The organism is Calditrichia bacterium (genome assembly GCA_020634975.1).
GTDB lineage: Bacteria > Calditrichota > Calditrichia > RBG-13-44-9 > J075 > JACKAQ01.
The window spans coordinates 557,745-576,472 of record JACKAQ010000001.1 but is presented as its reverse complement, the minus strand read 5'-3'; the positions used below and the strand labels follow the sequence as shown (position 1 = coordinate 576,472).

Annotated in this window: 11 protein-coding genes; 6 read left to right on the top strand and 5 right to left on the bottom strand. The window is 51.8% G+C overall.

The genetic code is table 11. The features are described 5' to 3' along the window. Window positions 1-69: 69 nt before the first annotated feature. The gene (locus tag H6629_02310; protein ID MCB9066631.1) at window positions 70-1,152 is read right to left on the bottom strand and encodes a glycosyltransferase; all 1,083 of its coding nucleotides are present in this window, start codon (window positions 1,150-1,152) and stop codon (window positions 70-72) included. Then, window positions 1,149-2,039: an NAD(+)/NADH kinase gene (locus tag H6629_02305; protein MCB9066630.1), complete on the bottom strand. Its 891-nt coding sequence runs from the start codon at window positions 2,037-2,039 to the stop codon at window positions 1,149-1,151. The genes H6629_02310 and H6629_02305 overlap by 4 nt, the downstream gene beginning before the upstream one ends. A gap of 180 nt (window positions 2,040-2,219) precedes the next feature. On the opposite strand from H6629_02305, the gene H6629_02300 reads away from it, so the two are divergent. Continuing rightward, window positions 2,220-3,998 (top strand): VCBS repeat-containing protein, encoded by a 1,779-nt coding sequence (locus tag H6629_02300; protein MCB9066629.1) that lies wholly within the window; start codon window positions 2,220-2,222, stop codon window positions 3,996-3,998. Here the strand turns inward: H6629_02300 and H6629_02295 are convergent. Beyond that, window positions 3,995-4,426 carry a hotdog fold thioesterase gene (locus H6629_02295; GenBank protein MCB9066628.1) on the bottom strand — a complete coding sequence of 144 codons (432 nt, stop codon included), beginning with the start codon at window positions 4,424-4,426 and terminating at the stop codon, window positions 3,995-3,997. The two genes, H6629_02300 and H6629_02295, sit on opposite strands and share 4 nt — an antisense overlap. A gap of 435 nt (window positions 4,427-4,861) precedes the next feature. Between H6629_02295 and H6629_02290 the strand changes: the two genes are divergently transcribed. The 5 genes from H6629_02290 to H6629_02270 all read left to right on the top strand — a co-directional run bounded on the left by H6629_02290 (window position 4,862) and on the right by H6629_02270 (window position 17,052). After that, window positions 4,862-8,482, top strand: a complete 3,621-nt coding sequence (locus H6629_02290; GenBank protein ID MCB9066627.1) for a hypothetical protein — start codon at window positions 4,862-4,864, stop codon at window positions 8,480-8,482. Window positions 8,483-8,649: 167 nt separating this feature from the next. Then, complete coding sequence (locus H6629_02285) at window positions 8,650-9,330, top strand: cadherin-like domain-containing protein (GenBank protein MCB9066626.1); 681 nt, start codon at window positions 8,650-8,652, stop codon at window positions 9,328-9,330. After that, window positions 9,243-14,429, top strand: a complete 5,187-nt coding sequence (locus H6629_02280; protein ID MCB9066625.1) for a tandem-95 repeat protein — start codon at window positions 9,243-9,245, stop codon at window positions 14,427-14,429. Before H6629_02285 ends, H6629_02280 begins: the two co-directional genes overlap by 88 nt. A 26-nt stretch (window positions 14,430-14,455) precedes the next feature. Next, window positions 14,456-16,441, top strand: coding sequence for a lamin tail domain-containing protein (locus H6629_02275; GenBank protein ID MCB9066624.1), 1,986 nt, complete (start codon window positions 14,456-14,458; stop codon window positions 16,439-16,441). Window positions 16,442-16,554: 113 nt separating this feature from the next. After that, window positions 16,555-17,052: a transcriptional repressor gene (locus H6629_02270; GenBank protein ID MCB9066623.1), complete on the top strand. Its 498-nt coding sequence runs from the start codon at window positions 16,555-16,557 to the stop codon at window positions 17,050-17,052. 58 nt (window positions 17,053-17,110) lie between these two features. Here the strand turns inward: H6629_02270 and H6629_02265 are convergent, their stop codons facing one another. Both H6629_02265 and H6629_02260 read right to left on the bottom strand, forming a co-directional pair. After that, window positions 17,111-17,635 (bottom strand): hypothetical protein, encoded by a 525-nt coding sequence (locus tag H6629_02265; protein MCB9066622.1) that lies wholly within the window; start codon window positions 17,633-17,635, stop codon window positions 17,111-17,113. A gap of 170 nt (window positions 17,636-17,805) precedes the next feature. Further along, window positions 17,806-18,615: a GyrI-like domain-containing protein gene (locus tag H6629_02260; protein ID MCB9066621.1), complete on the bottom strand. Its 810-nt coding sequence runs from the start codon at window positions 18,613-18,615 to the stop codon at window positions 17,806-17,808. Window positions 18,616-18,728: the final 113 nt, after the last annotated feature.

Sequence of the window (18,728 nt, the reverse complement as noted above, 5' to 3'; positions counted from 1 at the left end):
GGATGAGTGAATGTGCTATCAGTTTTCAGCTAAAAACGATGTGTCCTTTGGGGTAAATATTTTTAAATTTCACCAGCGGATTTTGCCGATGTGCCCCAACGGACCCACCAAAGTGTTGTAAACCAGATATCCGAAATTGAACAGCAGTTGTTTCGCAGCGGAAAATGAAACGCGGAAACGTTTGCCGCCGCGATGCAGCAAATATCCGTCGATGAGCAGTTTGGCGATGAGCAGTGCAATTGCCGGAAAATGAAACAGCGGACTCAGCCAAATGCCCAAATTGCTGGCGTGATAAAAAAAATATCCCGTTTGCAGTGATGTGCTGTACCGCTTTCCGGCGGAAAAATGGCGTCGACGCTGGCGCAAAAAATGGGCGAACGATTCCGGCGGTTCCATCGTCACCCAACCGTTTGGATCGCTGCAAAACGCGATGGGCAATCCGGCGCTGCCGAATTTCTGGAGCAGCAAATCGTCATCGCCGCTGAGCGAATCGATGATGCTGCCGAAGCCGCCAACCTGCTCGAACGCATCGCGGGTGTACGCCCAGTTGCCGCCATACGAAATCACCGGTTTGCCGAATCCGACACCCGCCGCCGCAATGCACCAGCTAATCAATTTTTCGAACACCAGAAAATTTTCCCACACATTTTTGGGTTGTCGCAGCCGCATCAAACTGACGATAGCAGCCGCGCCATCGTCAAAAAATTGTTGCATCGTTTGCAAATGATTCCGGGTGGGCAACACGTCCGCATCCAGAAAAACCAGCCGGGAAAATGTGGCGTCATTTATCGCCAGTTGCAGCGCGTTTTTTTTGGGGGAAATATTCTTTGGTGTGCTGGAAATGTCAATAATGCGTAAGTTGGGTAATTGTTGCTGAAATGATCGTGCAATTTGAACCGTCGCATCCGTGCAGCGATCAGCCGCCAAAATAATCTCGAATTGGTTGTTCGGCAACGTTTGTTCGGATAAAATCCGGAGCAATTCCGGTAACGATTGTTCTTCGTTGTGCGCTGCGATAATCACGGAAACGGGGGAGGAGGGACGCGTTTTTTTTGGTGATTGCTGCGACAATTTGCGCATGCCGCGCCACAGCCATATCTGGAAATACAGCTGTATCAGAAAGCAAGCGCCGCCGAGCATCCAGCCGATCACGAATTGTGGCTCCAGCGATTTTTATCGCGGAAATCTTTGCCCCAGTTGAGTTTGCTGTGCAGCAGCCGGTAATAATTGCTGTGCAACGGCTTCACTAAAATGGCCGAATGCGGCGCTCGTTCGACGCGAATTTTGGTGCGGCTCGGACGCGGATAAACTTCCTGCCCGTCCGGTGAAACGATGAACGCGGGTGCTTCCGTGCGGACAATGATTTCAATTTTCGAATCGGACGGCACGATAACGGGGCGGTTGGTCAGCGAATGCGGGCAAATCGGGTTGATAATCAGCGCGTTGGTCGACGGCACGATAATCGGACCGCCGGATGACAGCGAGTAGCCGGTGGAACCGGTTGGCGTGGAAATCAGCAATCCGTCCGCAACATACGCGTTGAGATATTCACCGCCGATGTGCACCTCAATTTCGATCACGCGAATGGCACCGCCTTTGTCGAGCACAATTTCGTTGAGCGCATACAGCGGCTTATCCAACCCTTCGACATCGGCTTTCAGAATTTGCCGTTTTTCCAGCCGATATTCTCCGGCCAGCACTTTGTTCATTTCATCGGCGAACGATTCCAGCAAAATTTCCGTCAAAAAACCGAGTCCGCCAACGTTGATGCCCAAAACAGGTGTTTCTTTTGCGCCGATCATCGCGATGGTTCGCAGCATGGTGCCGTCGCCGCCAACCGCCAAAATCATGTCGCAGCGATGCGGCAATAATTCATCCGGCGTTACCGGCGGCTGCGAAATACCGGGATTTTCCGGTGCATTGGCAATGCTTTCCGCAATTGTCAGCGTTACTTCCTGTTTGGCAAACCACGCCAGTATCGCCGGATATTGTTCCCAAAAAAACGGTTTACCGGTATTTGCCACAAGCCCGATTTTCAACAGCTCCTCCGGATGCTAATTATCTGCGTATTCACCCGCCAAAGTACGATACTGTGATGTTTTTGTCAAGGTTTATCCCAACCCGGCAGCGTCGCACATCGCCGGGATCAACCTTGATTTTTTAGTTCGTTTTTGGTAAAATGAACAACATTTGAATGATGTCGAAAAAAAGGTGATCGAATGAAATATCGGTTCTGGAATATTGTTTTTACAGCATTTACAGTGGCTGTGCTGAACGATGCGGCGGTTGCGCAAACAGTAACGTTCGAAAATGTTGCCACGGTGATGGGTGTTCAGCACATGTATGTGAACCACACATTTTACGGCGGCGGCGTCAGTTTTGCGGATTTTGACGGCGACGGACGCGATGATCTTACTTTTGCCACCGGCGAAGGCGAAGAGCTGATGATATATCGCAACGTGGACGGCAGCACGTTTACCGAAGTTGCCGCAGCGCTGAACGTGACGGATAACCTCGAATCCAAAACCGTGTTGTGGGTCGATTACGACAACGATGGCGACCGCGATTTGTTTATTGCCAATTATTACGGGAGCAGCAAATTATTTGCGAATCAAAACGGCGTTTTTGCGGATGTGACAACCGCCGCCGGATTGATCGCGGAAGACCTGACCACAATCGCAGCCTGTTGGGCGGATTTCAATAACGATGGGTGGCTGGATGTTTATTTGACCAACCACAGCCCCGCAATTGACAACGTGCTGTTCCAAAGCAATGGCGACGGCACTTTTGCAGATGTGACCGCCGCAGCCGGCGTTGCGGATGCCGGCAAAAATCCGCTGGCAGTCGTTGCGATCGATTACGATGCGGACGGCTGGCAGGATATTTACATCGGCAGCGACCGCTTTTTTGGCAATTCGCTGTTGCGAAACAATGGCAACGGTACGTTTTCGGATGTGAGCGTTGCTTCCGGCAGCAACCTTTCTTTCCATTCGATGGGCATTACCGTTGGCGATTACGATGCCGATGGCGATCTCGATATGTATGTTTCCAACGATCCGTTTGGCAACGGATTGTTGCGGAATAACGGCGATGGCACCTTCTCCGAAGTTGCGGACGCCGCCGGCGTTGCGGTGAACAAAGCCTGTTGGGGCGTTAATTTTTTTGATTTTGATAACGATGGCGATCTCGACTTGTTTGTGGCAGTCGCCACCGGTCTGCCGAACAATTGGAATGTGCTCTACGAAAATTTGGGCGATGGCACGTTTTCGCAAACCAGCGGGATCGGGATGGACGGCGACGCCTCGTTTGGCTACGGTTCCGCCATCGGCGATGTTGACGGCAATGGCTATCCCGATGTTGCAGTGTTGAACGAACTCGGGCCATCCGACCTCTGGAAAAACAGCGGCGGCAGCAATAATTGGGTAAAACTGGTGCTTGAGGGAACCGTTAGCAATCGCGATGCAGTGGGCAGTTTGCTGGAAATTTATCACGGCGGGAAGCGCCAACTGCGATCCATCCACTGTGGTACGAGCTATTTATCGCAACACAGTACTACCGAAACCATCGGTTTGGGCAGCGATTTGCAGATCGACTCGCTGCGGATTCACTGGCCGTCGGGAACGGAAGATGTGGTGCAAAACCTGGCTGCCGGGCAAATCTGGCAATTGCGGGAAGGGCAGGGAATCACCGGAATTCCGGTCGAAACCGGCGAAAACCCGGCACAATTCCGACTGGATGCCAACTACCCGAATCCGTTCAATCCGCAAACCACGATTCGCTATTCGCTCAGCGAGGCAGCGCAATTGTCGCTGAAAATTGTTGATGTGCAGGGCAAACAAATCGCAACCTTAGCCGAAGGATTTCAATCCGCAGGCGAATATCAGGTTGAATGGAACGGATCGGACGAATCAGGAAATCCGGTGGCATCCGGGATTTATTTTTACCAATTGCGAGCCGGCGATTTTCGGCAAGTCCGTAAAATGATGCTCGTTCGCTAAATCGCGGTTTTTTCAACCACTTGCAGGGTGATTCGGCTGGCGCAGACCAGCTTGCCCTCCGGCGTTTGAATGCGGATTTCCCACACATGGGTTCGCCTCCCGATATGCAGCGGTTTGGCGATGCCTTCCACATATCCCTCGCGTACGGCGCGGATGTGGTTGGCGTTAATTTCCAGTCCGACACACATGTATTTTTCCAAATCGACACACATCCACCCGCCAATGCTGCCGAGCCGTTCCGCCAGCGCAACAGATGAACCGCCGTCCAGTAATCCCGCCGGCTGCGTAGTGCGATGATCCACCGGCATTTTAGCTTTCAGATAATCATCGCCAAATGCCGTAAATTCGATCCCCAAATGCTCACCGAGGTTGTTTTTATTAAAGCTGTTCAATCGTTCAAGCGATATTTCGCCATGCCAAATTGCCATATTTTTTCCAGATGTTTTGGTTTCGATAAAAATATTTCCCCCCAAAAATTACTTTTAAAAAGTAAAAATTAAAAGATTGTTTCAGTTCACTTTTAATCAATCTAATGTGTATTATTGTTAGTGCCGTGTGGTATTACTGCTACACGGCTTTCTCGCCAGTGGTTCTTTGGGCTTCAACTTCAAAAATTAGTTTGGGTATTTAATTTTGAGTCAATTTAATTTCAGCGTTTCTTTTTTTGAAATTGATCGGCTGGCTATTCCGGTTTGCTCAAAAAACGCCCGCTCCAATTCGAGAAAATATGCATTTCTGTTCAATAAATTCAATGAAAGTTGCACAAATTCCGATAATCAACAAAATGTGCTATATCACATCCAGTTGGCGGATAATCGCAGGATACAAGGGTTAGTATGTTAACATGGAGTTACATCACACGGATGACAAAAAATAAATGGATTTGGATATTCTGGGCAACCCTGTTCGCAGGAAGTTCTGTGGTTGGGCAAACCGGAAATCGACAATCGGCATCGCAAGCCGGAACGTTGCTCGTTTGGGAAGGCAGCGCCGGTGGCAGCGATTATAGCGGTGTGTTTATTCGCGATTATCTGGAAACCGCCGGGTTTGTAGTGGATTACCGCACCAGTTTTCCCGTATCGTTAACCGGTTACGATGCGATATTTTTATCCTATGGCAATTCCGGCGCGAACGGTTCCGCCAAAACCGTATTTACAGATACACAGGCAAACCTGGTGCGCATTTATCTGGAATCCGGCGGAAAAGTGTATCTCGAAGGTGGCGACGCGTTCGGGAACGACCAGTCGGGAAACAACATCCTCTACGGCTTGTTTGGTTTGGGGAGTGTGACAGACGGGTTCACTCATCCGATCAGCAGCATGAGCGGGCAAAGCGGCACCGTTACCCAGGGCATGTCGTTCAGCAGTTCCGGGCAAACCAACAACGATTTTATCGATCGCTTCACCGTTTTTGGCGGTAGCAAAGCATTTGTGGAAAGCGGTTATGGCACGGTTGCTGTGCAATATTCCGGTGTTTACGCCCAAAAAACGTTTGCTTTTTCGTATGCTTTGGCTGAATTAAACGATAGCGGCAGTAGTAACCGTCAGGCTATTCTGGCAAATCTGGTTAATTTTTTTGAACTGAATTCCGCATTGCCGGACATTAGCGTTTCACCGGCATCGATTGATATTTCGATGTTTCCGGGAACAACCGATCAGCGAACGCTGAACATCAGCAACGTTGGCGGCGGCACGCTAAATTGGGATATTTCCAGTCAGGATACCCAAACCGTTCGGTTGCAATTGCCCGGGGGCGAAAGTATTCCGGTATCCGTTCAGCGATCGTTGCCGAAAGTTGCCGGCACGCCATCGCCGCTGTTGCGCAGCGAAAATCCATCGCTCAGCCAACCGCCCGCCAAAGGTGATCCCATTAACGATAATGTATTTTTCAACAGCACCAACAGTGTTTCGCTGATCATCGATGACGGTGGACGCGAAAACGCCATCGGTTTGAACAACGGTGGCCAGTTTATCTGGATGAACCAGTTTTCCCCACATCCCGGCGAATTTCCGTTTACGCTTGAAGAAGTGTGGGTGATGTTCGGCAGCGATTTGGGCGTGAACACCGGCGATCTGGTGGATATTTTTGTTTACGAAGATACCGACGGCAACATCGATAACGGCGCGACGCTGCTCGCCAGCCACACCAACGCCGCGGTGCAAGCCGTGGACGATCAGACCTTTTCCGTTTACGGTATCAGCCCGGTGGTGCTCAGCGGCCCCGGCGATGTGATTATCGCTGTAGTCAACCGAACGGCCGGCATTCTCGAAGGCGATTTACCCGCCGCATTGGACGAAGGCAACAACGCCGGACGGTCGTGGATCGGCACGTATAGCGGCAATCCATCCGGCTCGCCGGCAGTTCCGGCAACAGCGGCGTGGGGAACAACCTCAAGTTTTGGATTTCCGGGCAACTGGATGATCCGCGGTCGCGGCTTCCGGGAAAACAATTGTGACTGGATGAGTCAGACACCTTTCAGCGGACTGATCACTTCTGGCAGTAGCGAAAATGTGACGGTTACTTTTGATGCAACCGGATTATCAAACGGGATTTATCAGTGCCAACTGGTGGTCGCCAGCAACGATCCGGACGAGCCGTTGGTGGTGATTCCGGTAACGCTGACCGTCATCAATCGTGCGCCGGTCATCACGGCGATTGCCAATCAGCAAACAACCGAAAATACACCGTTGCAGGTGAATATTCAATCCAGCGATGTGGAAGGTCACAATATTGCATTGTCTGTGAACAACATGCCAAGTTTTGGCAGTCTGACGGATAACGGCGACGGCAGTGGTTTTATCACCTTTTCACCCGGATTTTTAGATGCGGGCAGCTACGCTGATATCCGCGTTATTGCCACAGACGACGGTGTGCCCGTCGCGATGGATTCCATCGCGTTTTCGCTGACAGTCGACGATCTGAACCGCGTACCGGTGTTACCGGCGATTGCCGGACAATCGGTGAACGAAGCAGATACGCTCACGCTGTTGCTCACCGCCAGCGATCCCGATACGGACAACACGCTGGCTTTTTCCGCCACCAACTTACCCGCTTTCGGCACGTTGACCGACAACGGCGACGGCAGCGCAAATCTGCAATTTTTGCCCGGATACGATGCATTTGGCACATATCCGAACATCCAGATTACCGTAACGGATGACGCCGCAAGCCCGCTTTCCGCTAGCCGGACCTTCTCTCTGAGCGTTGCCAATGTGAATCGCGCTCCGGCGGTTTCGGCGATTGCAGCGCAGTCTGTCAATGAGGGCGCGACGCTGTCCGTTCCGGTTTCCGGTAGCGATCCTGATGGCAACGGCATCAGTTTTTCGACCCTGAATTTACCCGCATTCGGTACATTGACCAACAACGGTAATGGCACGGGAGCTATTCAACTGTCGCCCGGATTTGAGGATGCCGGCAGCTACACCATCAGCGTTATTGCCACTGATAACGGCACACCCAATTTGAGTGACACCCTCAGTTTTTCGCTGACGGTGAACAACACGAACCGAGCACCGGTTTGGAGCAGCGTTTCCGCCCAAACGATGGATGAAAACGGCAGCCTTTCGGTGCCCGTTTCGGCCAGCGATCCGGACGGCAACGGCGTTTCGCTGACCGTTTTGAGTATTCCGGCGTTTGGCAGTTTCACCGACAACGGCGGCGGTAGCGGCAGCGTTGCGTTCACACCCGGACTGGATAATGCGGGCAGTTACACCATCCAACTGATCGCTACCGACCATGGCACACCCAATTTGAACGACACACTCAGCTTTTCGCTGACGGTGAATGATGTGAATCGCGCGCCGGTTTTTGCGGCAGTTTCCGCGCAATCGATGAACGAAAACAGCAGCCTTTCCGTGCCGATTTCCGCGACAGATGCGGATGGCAACGGACTGGTTTTTTCCGGATTGAATCTACCGGATTTTGCATCGGTATCGGACAACGGCAATGGCACTGGCAATATTCAACTGACGCCCGGATTTGAGGATAGCGGCAGCTACACGCTTTCGGCAATCGTCACCGATGACGGTACGCCGAATCTGAGCGATACGGTCAGTTTCTCGCTGACGATTAACGAAGTGAATCGTGCGCCAATTTGGAGCGTCGTTTCCGCGCAATCAGTGGATGAAAACAGCAGCCTTTCGGTGCCGGTTTCGGCGAGTGATCCGGATGGCAACGGCGTTTCGCTGACCGTTTTGAGCATTCCGGCGTTTGGCAGTTTCATTGATAACGGCGGCGGCAGCGGCAGCGTTGCGTTCACACCCGGACTGGACGATGCGGGCAGTTACACCATTCAACTGATCGCCACCGACGATGGCACACCCAATTTGACAGATACGCTCAGTTTTTCGCTGACGGTAAATAATGTGAATCGAGCGCCGGTTTTTGCGGTGGTTTCCGCGCAATCGATGAACGAAAACAGCAGCCTTTCCGTGCCGATTTCCGCGACAGATGCGGATGGCAACGGACTGGTTTTTCCGGGCTGAATCTGCCGGATTTTGCATCGGTATCGGACAACGGCAATGGCACCGGAAATATTCAACTGACGCCCGGATTTGAGGATGGCGGCAGCTACACCATTTCGGCAATCGTTACCGATGACGGCACGCCGAACCTGAGCGATACGGTCAGCTTTTCGCTGACGATCAGCGAAGTGAATCGTGCGCCAATTTGGAGCGCCGTTTCCGCGCAATCGGTGGATGAAAACAGCAGCCTTTCGGTGCCGGTATCGGCGAGTGATCCGGACGGCAACGGGATGAGCATTTCCGTGCTGTCCGCACCCACATTTGCATCGCTGACCGACAACGGCAACGGCAGCGGCTCGATCACCTTTTCTCCCGGCGCGGAAGATGCCGGAAATTACACCGTCGAGCTGATCGTCACTGACAACGGTTCACCGGCGTTGCGCGACACCGTCGCTTTTTCACTGACGGTGAACAACGTGAATCGTGCGCCAATCTGGAGCAGCGTTTCCGCGCAATCGATGGATGAAAACAGCAGCCTTTCGGTGCCGGTATCGGCGAGTGATCCCGATGGCAACAGGATTTCACTTTCTGCGCTGAGCATTCCGGCGTTTGCCAGTTTGACGGACAACGGTAACGGCAGCGGCGCAATTGCATTCACCACCGGTTTCGAAGATGCCGGAAATTACACCATCGAATTGATCGCCACCGACAACGGCACGCCGAATCTGCGCGATACGCTCAGTTTCTCGCTAACGATCAGCGAAGTGAATCGCGCGCCGATTTGGAGCGCCGTTTCCGCGCAATCGGTGGACGAAAGCAGCAGCCTTTCGGTGCCGGTATCGGCGAGCGATCCGGACGGCAACGGATGAGCATTTCCGTGTTGTCCGCACCCACATTTGCATCGCTGACCGACAACGGCAACGGCAGCGGCTCGATCACCTTTTCTCCCGGCGCGGAAGATGCCGGAAATTACACCGTCGAACTGATCGTCACTGACAACGGTTCACCGGCGTTGCGCGACACCGTCGCTTTTTCACTGACGGTGAACAACGTGAATCGCGCGCCAATCTGGAACGGCGTTTCCGCGCAATCGATGGATGAAAACAGCAGCCTTTCGGTGCCGGTATCGGCGAGCGATCCGGACGGTAACGGGATTTCACTTTCTGCGCTGAGCATTCCGGCATTCGCCAGTTTGACGGACAACGGGAACGGCGGCGGCGCAATTGCATTCACCACCGGATTCGAAGATGCCGGCAATTACACTATCGAATTGATCGCCACCGACAACGGCACGCCGAATTTGCGTGATACGCTCAGTTTCGCATTAACCGTGAACAACGTGAACCGTGCCCCGGTTTTTGCAGCAACAGCCGCGCAATCGGTGGATGAAAACAGCAGCCTTTCTGTGCCGGTATCGGCGAGTGATCCGGATGGCAACGGTATCGCATTTTCCGCGCTCAGTTTGCCCGCGTTCGCCAGCCTTTCGGACAACGGGAACGGCAGCGCGTCGGTGCAAATTTCACCCGGATTTGAAGATGCCGGAAATTACACCCTCAGCCTGATCGCCACTGATAACGGATCGCCAAATTTGAGCGACACGCTCAGCTTCGCGCTAACCGTTGGCAATGTGAACCGCGCCCCGGTTTTTGCGGCAACGGTTGCGCAATCGATGAACGAAAACAGCAACCTTTCGGTGTCCGTTTCCGCAAGTGATCCCGATGGCAACGGAATGAGCTTTGCCGGATTGAATTTACCCGCTTTTGCAGCGTTGACCGATAATGGCGACGGCACCGGAAGTATCGCATTTACAACTGGTTATGAAGATGCCGGCAGCTACACCATTCGGGCGATTGTCACCGATAATGGCACGCCGAATCTGAGCGATACGCTCAGTTTTTCGCTGACAGTGAACAACGTGAATCGTGCCCCGATTTTTGCCGCCATCGCCAATCAAACAATTTCAGAAAACAGCGGCTTAACATTGCCGGTTTCCGCAACGGATCCCGATGGCAACGGAATGACCATTTTTGGGCAAACAGTACCAGCATTCGGCACGTTTTCGGACAACGGAAACGGCACCGCAAGCCTGCAATTCGCACCCGGATTTGAGGATGCCGGCAGCTATCCTGTCGTGCTGCTCGTGCTGGATAACGGCACGCCCGCTCTCAGCGATACGCTGAATTTCACGCTGACTGTAACCAATTTGAACCGCACACCGGTGCTCACGGCCATTACCAATCAATCGATGGAAGAGGGCGCTGTGCTGAATGTGCCGGTATCGGCAACGGACCCGGATGGCAACGCGATATCATTATCCGCGCAGGGAATACCAACTTTTGGCAGCTTTTCGGATAACGGCGGCGGCACCGGCAGCCTGCAATTTTCGCCGGGATTCGGCAGCGCCGGAAATTTCAACATCAAAATTTTTGCGACAGATAACGGCAGCCCCGCACTCACCGATACGGTCAGTTTTACGCTGAGCGTGGGCAATGTGAACCGCGCGCCGGAGATTGCGGCGATTGCCAACAGTGCGGTAAATGAGGGCGGCAGCCTTGCTATTCCGGTTTCCGCAACCGATCCCGATGACGATGGACTGACGCTTTCCGCGATCGGTTTGCCAGCGTTCGCCAGTTTTACGGACAACGGCAGCGGCAGCGGCAGCTTCCAGTTCAACCCGGATTTCAGCCACGCCGGTGTTTACAACCTCAAACTTGCGGCGGTCGATAACGGCGTTCCCACGCTGAGCGATACCGCCAGTTTTACCATTACTGTTAACAATATTAATCGCGCGCCGGTGTTGGCGGCGGTTGCCAATCAGGGTGTGAACGAGGGTGGAAATCTGGCTGTTCCGGTTTCTGCGAGCGATCCCGATGGCGATGCGCTGGTGCTCACCGCGCCGAATTTACCCACATTCGGCACATTTACCGATAACGGCGATGGCACTGGAAATATTGAATTTACGCCCGGTTTTGGTGACGAAGGCAATTATACCATTCAACTGGTTTCGATTGATAACGGCACGCCGGTATTGAGCGATACCATCAGTTTTACGCTGGTTGTTGGCAATGTGAACCGTGCGCCGGTGCTGACCGCTATTGCCAATCGCTCGATGAATGAAAATGGTGCGTTGTCCGTCGCTGTTTCGGCGAGCGATCCCGATGGCAACGGCATTGCGCTGTCCGCCCAAAATGTGCCTGCATTCGGCAGTTTCACCGATAACGGCGACGGCACCGGAAATTTCCAGTTCACCACGGATTTCACGAATGCGGGCAGTTACAGCATCCAGATTTTTGCCGTTGATAACGGCGTTCCCGCGTTGTCCGACACCACCGGATTTGTGCTGACCGTAAACGATGTGAACCGCGCACCGCAGTTGGTTGCGATCGCTAATCAGGCGATGGATGAAGGCGCCAGCCTTTCCGTTCCGGTATCGGCGAGCGATCCCGATGACGACGGCCTCACGTTGTCCGCGTTGAATATTCCGGCGTTCTCCCAATTTACTGACAATGGCAACGGCACTGGAAATATTCAATTGACGCCCGGTTTCGAGACAGCCGGAAATTACACACTGTCGATTCGCGTGTTGGATAATGGCACGCCCGCGCTGTCCGATACCGTCACATTTTCGCTGAGCATCAGCAATGTGAATCGCGCCCCGGTAGTGACGGCCATTGCCAATCGGCAGGTGGATGAAGGCGCCAGCCTTTCGGTTCCCGTCTCCGCCAGCGATCCCGATGGCAACGCGATGACGCTTTCGGTGCTGAATTTGCCCGATTTCGGCAGCTTCACCGATAACGGCAACGGTACCGGCAGTTTTGAATTTTCACCGGAATTTGGCAGCTCGGGTAATTACAGCATCAAAGTGGTGGCGCTGGATAACGGCACACCTGCGCTGTCCGATACCGCCGGATTTGTGCTCACCGTCGGTAACGTAAACCGTGCGCCGGAGTTCACCGAAATTACCGACCAATCGATGCCGGAAGGCAATATTTTGAATTTGCCGGTAACGGCAACTGATCCCGATGGCGATGGCGTCATCCTTTCCGCAGCCAATTTACCGGCGTTCGCTACTTTTACCGATAACGGCGGCGGCACCGGAAATCTGCGGATAGCCCCGGATTTTAACGCGTCCGGCAGCTATCCCATTCGCTTGATTGCTCGCGATACCGGTATTCCGCAATTGTCCGATACCCTAAATTTTGTGCTCACGGTAACCAACACCAACCGCGCGCCGGAAATTTCGGCGATCGCCAATCAAACCATTCGTGAGGGATTAGTGCTGAACGTGCCCGTTTCGGCGGTTGATCCCGATGGCAATTTGGTGGTGCTTTCCGCGCAAAATGTGCCCGCGTTCGGCACGTTTACGGATAACGGCGGCGGCAGCGGAAACTTCCGGTTTACGCCCGGTTTTGGCGATGGCGGCAGCTTCACCATTTCCGCGATTGCCCGCGATACCGGAACGCCGCAACTGACGGATACGCTCAGTTTTGTGCTGACCGTGGTAGACACCAACCGCGCGCCGGTGATAGTTGCGATTGCCAATCGCACGATGAATGAAAGCGATTCGCTCATATTCGACATCTCCGCCAGCGATCCCGACGGCGACAGCCTGGCATTTTCCGTGGACGGTTTGCCAGCATTCGGCACGCTGAGCGACAGCGGCGATGGCACTGGAAGCCTGCATTTTCTGCCCGGTTTTAGCGACGCCGGCGTTTTTTCGATCGATGTAAAAGTGACCGACAACGGCTCCCCGGCAGTCACAACGGTGGAAAATTTTGTACTCACTGTGCAAAACGTCAACCGTTCGCCGGTGCTTTCCGCGATTCCGGATACATCGCTCAGCGAAGGCGACACATTGTTATTGGCAGTAACCGCCAGCGATCCCGATGGCGATCCGATCAGTTTTACGACCGCAAATCTGCCTGTTTTTACTGAATTTATGAATATCAGCAACGGCAGCGCAACGCTGAAAGTGGCACCCGGTTTTCGCGACAGCGGCAGCTATCCCGGCATTGAAATTACTGCCAGCGATACTGGCGTAGCGGCGATCAACGTATCCGTTTTTTTCCAGATTGATGTGGCAGACAGCAATTCCGTTCCCGTTGCGACCGACGATAATTTCATCACAAAAGAAGACAGCTCCGCCACATTTTTGCCGCTCGCAAACGATGCCGACGCGAACGGCGACACGCTGCGAATAGTGGCAATTTTATCCCCGACAACTGGTGGAACAATCACTGTTTTGTCAGGCGATACCGCCGTGTTTTTTGAACCCGCAGCCAATTTCGACGGCACATTTGGTTTCAATTATGTGATCGGCGACGGTCAGGGTGTGACGGATACCGCAGCCGTTTCGATTGCGGTAACGCCAGTGAACGATGCGCCGCTGCTCACCGGATTGCCCGACAGCATCGTTTTCAACGGCGATATGCTGGATACGCTGCGCATTTGGGACGCCATCAGCGATGTGGACGATTCGCTTTCCGCGATGAATATCACCTGGCAGGCGTTTCCGGATACGCTGGCGTTTAGCTGGCTTGCCGATTCCGGCTGGCTTCAAGTTGGTGCAAAACAGACGAATGCCTCAGTCACTGCGGAGTTGGTGGTTACTGTCAGCGATGCCGCCGGTGCCAGCGTTTCGGATACCATCGGTGTTCGGATCATCGGCGTAATGGGTATTGGCGATGACGACGGCAATATGCCGCAACAATTTGTGGTGTATCAAAATTACCCGAACCCTTTCAATCCGCAAACAACCATTCGTTTCGGCATTCCGGTTGCGGAAAAAGTGAAAATTTCTGTTTACAATATTTTGGGTCAGCAAGTTGCGGTATTGCTGAATGAGCAGATGCCGGCCGGCTATCATACTGTGCAATTCGATGCCCGGCAAATTGCCAGTGGCATGTATTTCTATCTGGTGCAAACGGAGAAAAACCGCTCCGTTCACAAAATGATGTTAATAAAATAATTACATAGATTTAGAGGTTTAAATCGGTGAAGAACAATCGCATAATACTGGTCATGTTTTGGATGCTCGCCGGGACCCAATTGGGTTGGGCACAATTCACGCAGGATATCATCGGGCACGAAATTGCGAATATCCGCATCAATACAGACAAAGCCAACCAGAGCAAGGTTTTCTGGCATCAGGGCAGTTGGTGGGGCGTTTTCCGAAATGTGAACAGCGCAGACTGGTTTCTCTACCAATATCGCGATGAAACCTGGCAGCAGGTGATGGCACTGGCGGTTTCCGGTGAAGATTCACCAGATGCGCATGTCGATGCGGATCGCAACAAGGTGTATATTTCTTTCTCGCTGCGGAAACGGGTTGCCCGGCTCACCTGGTCAAACGGCAGTTTTTCGATGGACAGTGGCTTTCCTGTGGCTGTGGATCTGGATGCAGACAGCAACGACCCTACGGTGATCACCCGCGCTGCAGATGGTGATTTGTTCCTCTTTTTTGCACGCGTCGGTACGCTGTACGGATTGCACAGCAGCAACGACGGTGTAACTTGGACAAACCGGTTCCAGATTCGCAGCAGCATCAATTCTGCGTTGACAGACGCAATTTCTTTCACCCAAAGCGGGCAAAATTATGTGGGACTATTTGTCGGGCAGGGCAGCGGCGATTTGACCTATCGTTTTTTTCGGCTGGCGGATAACCAAAACCCAACCTCCACAAGTAACTGGACTGAAGAATCGCTCCCGAGTATCGGCAGCGCCGATGATCACGTAAGCATGGTCAAAGATTTTGAAAATAATTTGTATGCTGTCGTAAAACTGGGCAATGGATCCAGTGGTCAAACCTTCAGTCTGTTTCATCGCAGCAACGGCGGCAACTGGAATTCCTATCCCATTCACACCGAGTTTCCCGGCAACTCCACCCGCCCCACAGTCACGGTGGATGAATCCGCAAATAAATTGTATATTTTTGCCACTGTTGGCAACTACATTCGTTACGCTTCGCTCGATCTGGATAATCTTCGGGGAATTGATCACACCGACTGGCAGGTGATTCTGAAAAATCACACAGATGTTTTTAACGATCCGTCGGTATCGTATCAGCCGCACACCGGTGGTGGGGAAATTATGGTTTTGGCGTCAAATTCCACCAGTTCCCGAGCGTGGTTTAATTTGCTATCGCTGGATTACGAGCCGGCGTCGAGCCTGCTCATCAGCGAAGTAAATAGCGCGGAGTCCGTTTCCGGCAGCGCATCGTACGTGGAAATTTTCAATTATTCCCGCAATACAATTAATTTAAGCGGTTACTCGCTGCAATATTTTGATGATGGCGATACATCACCGAGCAGCACCCGCAGCCTGAGTGGCAGCATTCCGCCATTGGGATATGTTGTCGTTGCGCGCAGCGGCAGCGCGTTTCAAAATGCATATGGTTTTTCAGCAGATTTCACCGCCAGCGGTTTCCCGTTTGATGGCGGCGAAGACGCCATCCGGCTGGTAAACGGCAGCACTATCATCGATGAATTTAACAATGGTGCCAACAAAAAATTGGACTGGAGCGAAGGGCAGAATTTTCAGCGTTCCAACTATCCGATCGATGGCAGCAACCTATTTTTCGCCTATCGCAACGGAGATGTCAGCGACGAATCGCCGGCAGAAAATAATCCGTTGCCGCTATTCAAAAACAACCGCCTCGTTACCGGAATTGACGAACGGTACAATAATACTGCTGTCAATCCGCAGTTAATTTCACTGCATCCGGCTTATCCGAACCCGTTCAATCCTCAAACAACCATTTCCTTCGAACTTACCGAATCAGCGCCCGTCCGGGTGGATGTTTACACCATCGATGGCCGTTTGGTCAAACGCCTCCACGGTGGGTTGCTCTCGTCCGGCGAACACCATTTCCAGTGGCACGGCGATGATAACGGGAACGTTCCGGTGGCCTCCGGCGTTTATGTGGTGCAAGTGCACACACCCATTCAGCGACAATCGCAAAAAGTAATGTTGGTGCGCTAGCTAAACCGGACTTTTTTGATCGCATTTTCCGCTTGTCTTTTTTTTAGCGATAATGTATCTTTTAGTCCATTTGGGCACCGATAGTCGTTGAGATCTTTGGAGGTTGATTAGGAATGAAATCTGTTGAAACATTTATTAAGTCTTGCCGGGAACGTGGGTTGAATGTTACTTACCAGCGAATTTTGATTTACAAAGCGCTGAAAGACACAAAATCGCACCCGACCGCTGAAGACATTTATAAAACCGTAAAAGTTGAGTATCCTTCTATTTCGCTGGCAACGGTTTACAAAACACTTGAAACTTTGTCCGATAACGGGCTTCTCTCAAAAGTAACAGAATTGAATGATTTGGCGAGATACGATGCTGATATCGACCCACACCACCACCTCTTGTGCAAAAAATGCAAAAAAGTAATGGACGTTCACGACGACACGCTGAATGCCATTCCCATTCCGGAAAATAACAATTTTGAAATTGAGGGATACAAAATATTGTTTGAAGGAACGTGTCCAGAATGCAAAAAATCGGACAAAAAAACAAATTCTGCCAATGACGCCGAGCCGGTCACATTTTGCGGGCGATCGAAAATCTCCCAACATACCTCGGATTAACCATTTGCAAAAAGAAATGCCGGCTGGCAAAATGCACAGCCGGCACCTTGCCGCAACATCACTCCTCTAACAACACTTTTCTGCGATAATCGCATGCCATTTCAAAAGCCTTTTTTTCCCCATGTTTGCTAACGGAGAAAAATTTTGTGCGGGCTTTTCCGCTCCGCTCCGTCCAGCACACCCGGAACGCCTGATACATTGTTCCGCCGGGATTTTTCCGTTCGATGCGCTGCACACCAATAACACCGGTGTTATTGTTTTTGTTTTTGGTAACAATCACGCGATCGGGAATTTGTTTCGGCGCTTCGCCCAGCGTATCGTCCAGCACTTTCATCATTTCTTTTTTGTAGAAACGTTTAGCTTTGCGCAGCGCCTGAACAATGCCGCCATATTTACGGTCACTGAAAAATTTGGAGCGCACTTTTCCATCCTGCCGGATGCGCACATACCACCCGTGGGTATGATTGTGATCAGAATCGATTCGGGAAATACCTTTATAGGAGGGTTTCGCTGCAGAGCGTTCCGCCGAACGCTTTTTCTCTAATTCTTCCTCGAAAGGATTGCTATTAAACGGTGTTCTCATGGTTTCCCTTCCCTGGTTTACCAGCTCATAAAATCCGTTTTATGATATTTTCATTATGTCAACGGGAAATTCGTCACTTTCCCTGCCACACCAATCAAGTTGTTGTATGCTATATTTACGGCAGCCAAACAAAATTCTGAAGTTAGGTAAAAGAAAAATTCCAAAAATTTTCATTCAGCAATCGGAATAAAAATTTCTGTTTTTTGGGAAGCCGGGTTTCCCTGCATTGCCATTCCGGAGCCTTTGAGGTAAGTTTCGCAAAACGGTAGTTTATATTCAGTTTGGTGTGATGAAAAGTGCGTAAACAGTCGCTCATACGCCCGCCCGGACAATTCGTAGCTACCCGAAAAATGAATTGCAAACCCTGTCATTTCCGGTATTTCCCGGACGATAACAGCGTCTGCCGCGATGTTTTTGTGAACGGGAATGCAGGCTTCGATATCCGATTTTCCCGGCAAAATGCCCGCATCATAAAAAAGGCAAAACGGTTTTCCGGCGATATTTCCTGCCATTTTGCGATTCAGGATTCCCAGGCACAACCCGGTATCGTGTGCATTTCCACTGAAGCGAATGCAGGCTGCCAGAATTGCCGGAGCTGTTTTTGTTTCAATTATCATTTTGTTGGCGAGCAATTCCGTACGAATGTCATCCTCCTTTTTGATGAGGGTTGCCAGCTTTTCGGACCCGCCCGGATCGTTTGAAAATAACCGTTGCATTTCAGGCAACCGTTGGGAAAGCGTTGCAAAACAATCCGTGCTGTCCGAAATAATCGATAAAATCCGGGTGATCATTTCATGGGAAAATCCCTGCTGCAGTAACCGGAAAACCAGTCGCCCGCATGAAATTTGATTGGCTCGAATCTTTTGTTCCACACCGATTTGGGGCAAAATGCCACCGGCAAAATAACGCTCAGCAGCAGCAACGCTGAGTCCGGTAACGCGGGAAAACTCATGTAAATTTAACGAATGGGTTGTTGGCAAAACATCGCTCCGGTTCAATATTTTTTCGATCGCTACAACTTAACATCCGGTAACGCAGTTTGCAAGATTCCCGAAAAAGCAAACGCAGCTGAACACACCTTTTTCGGTTGTGC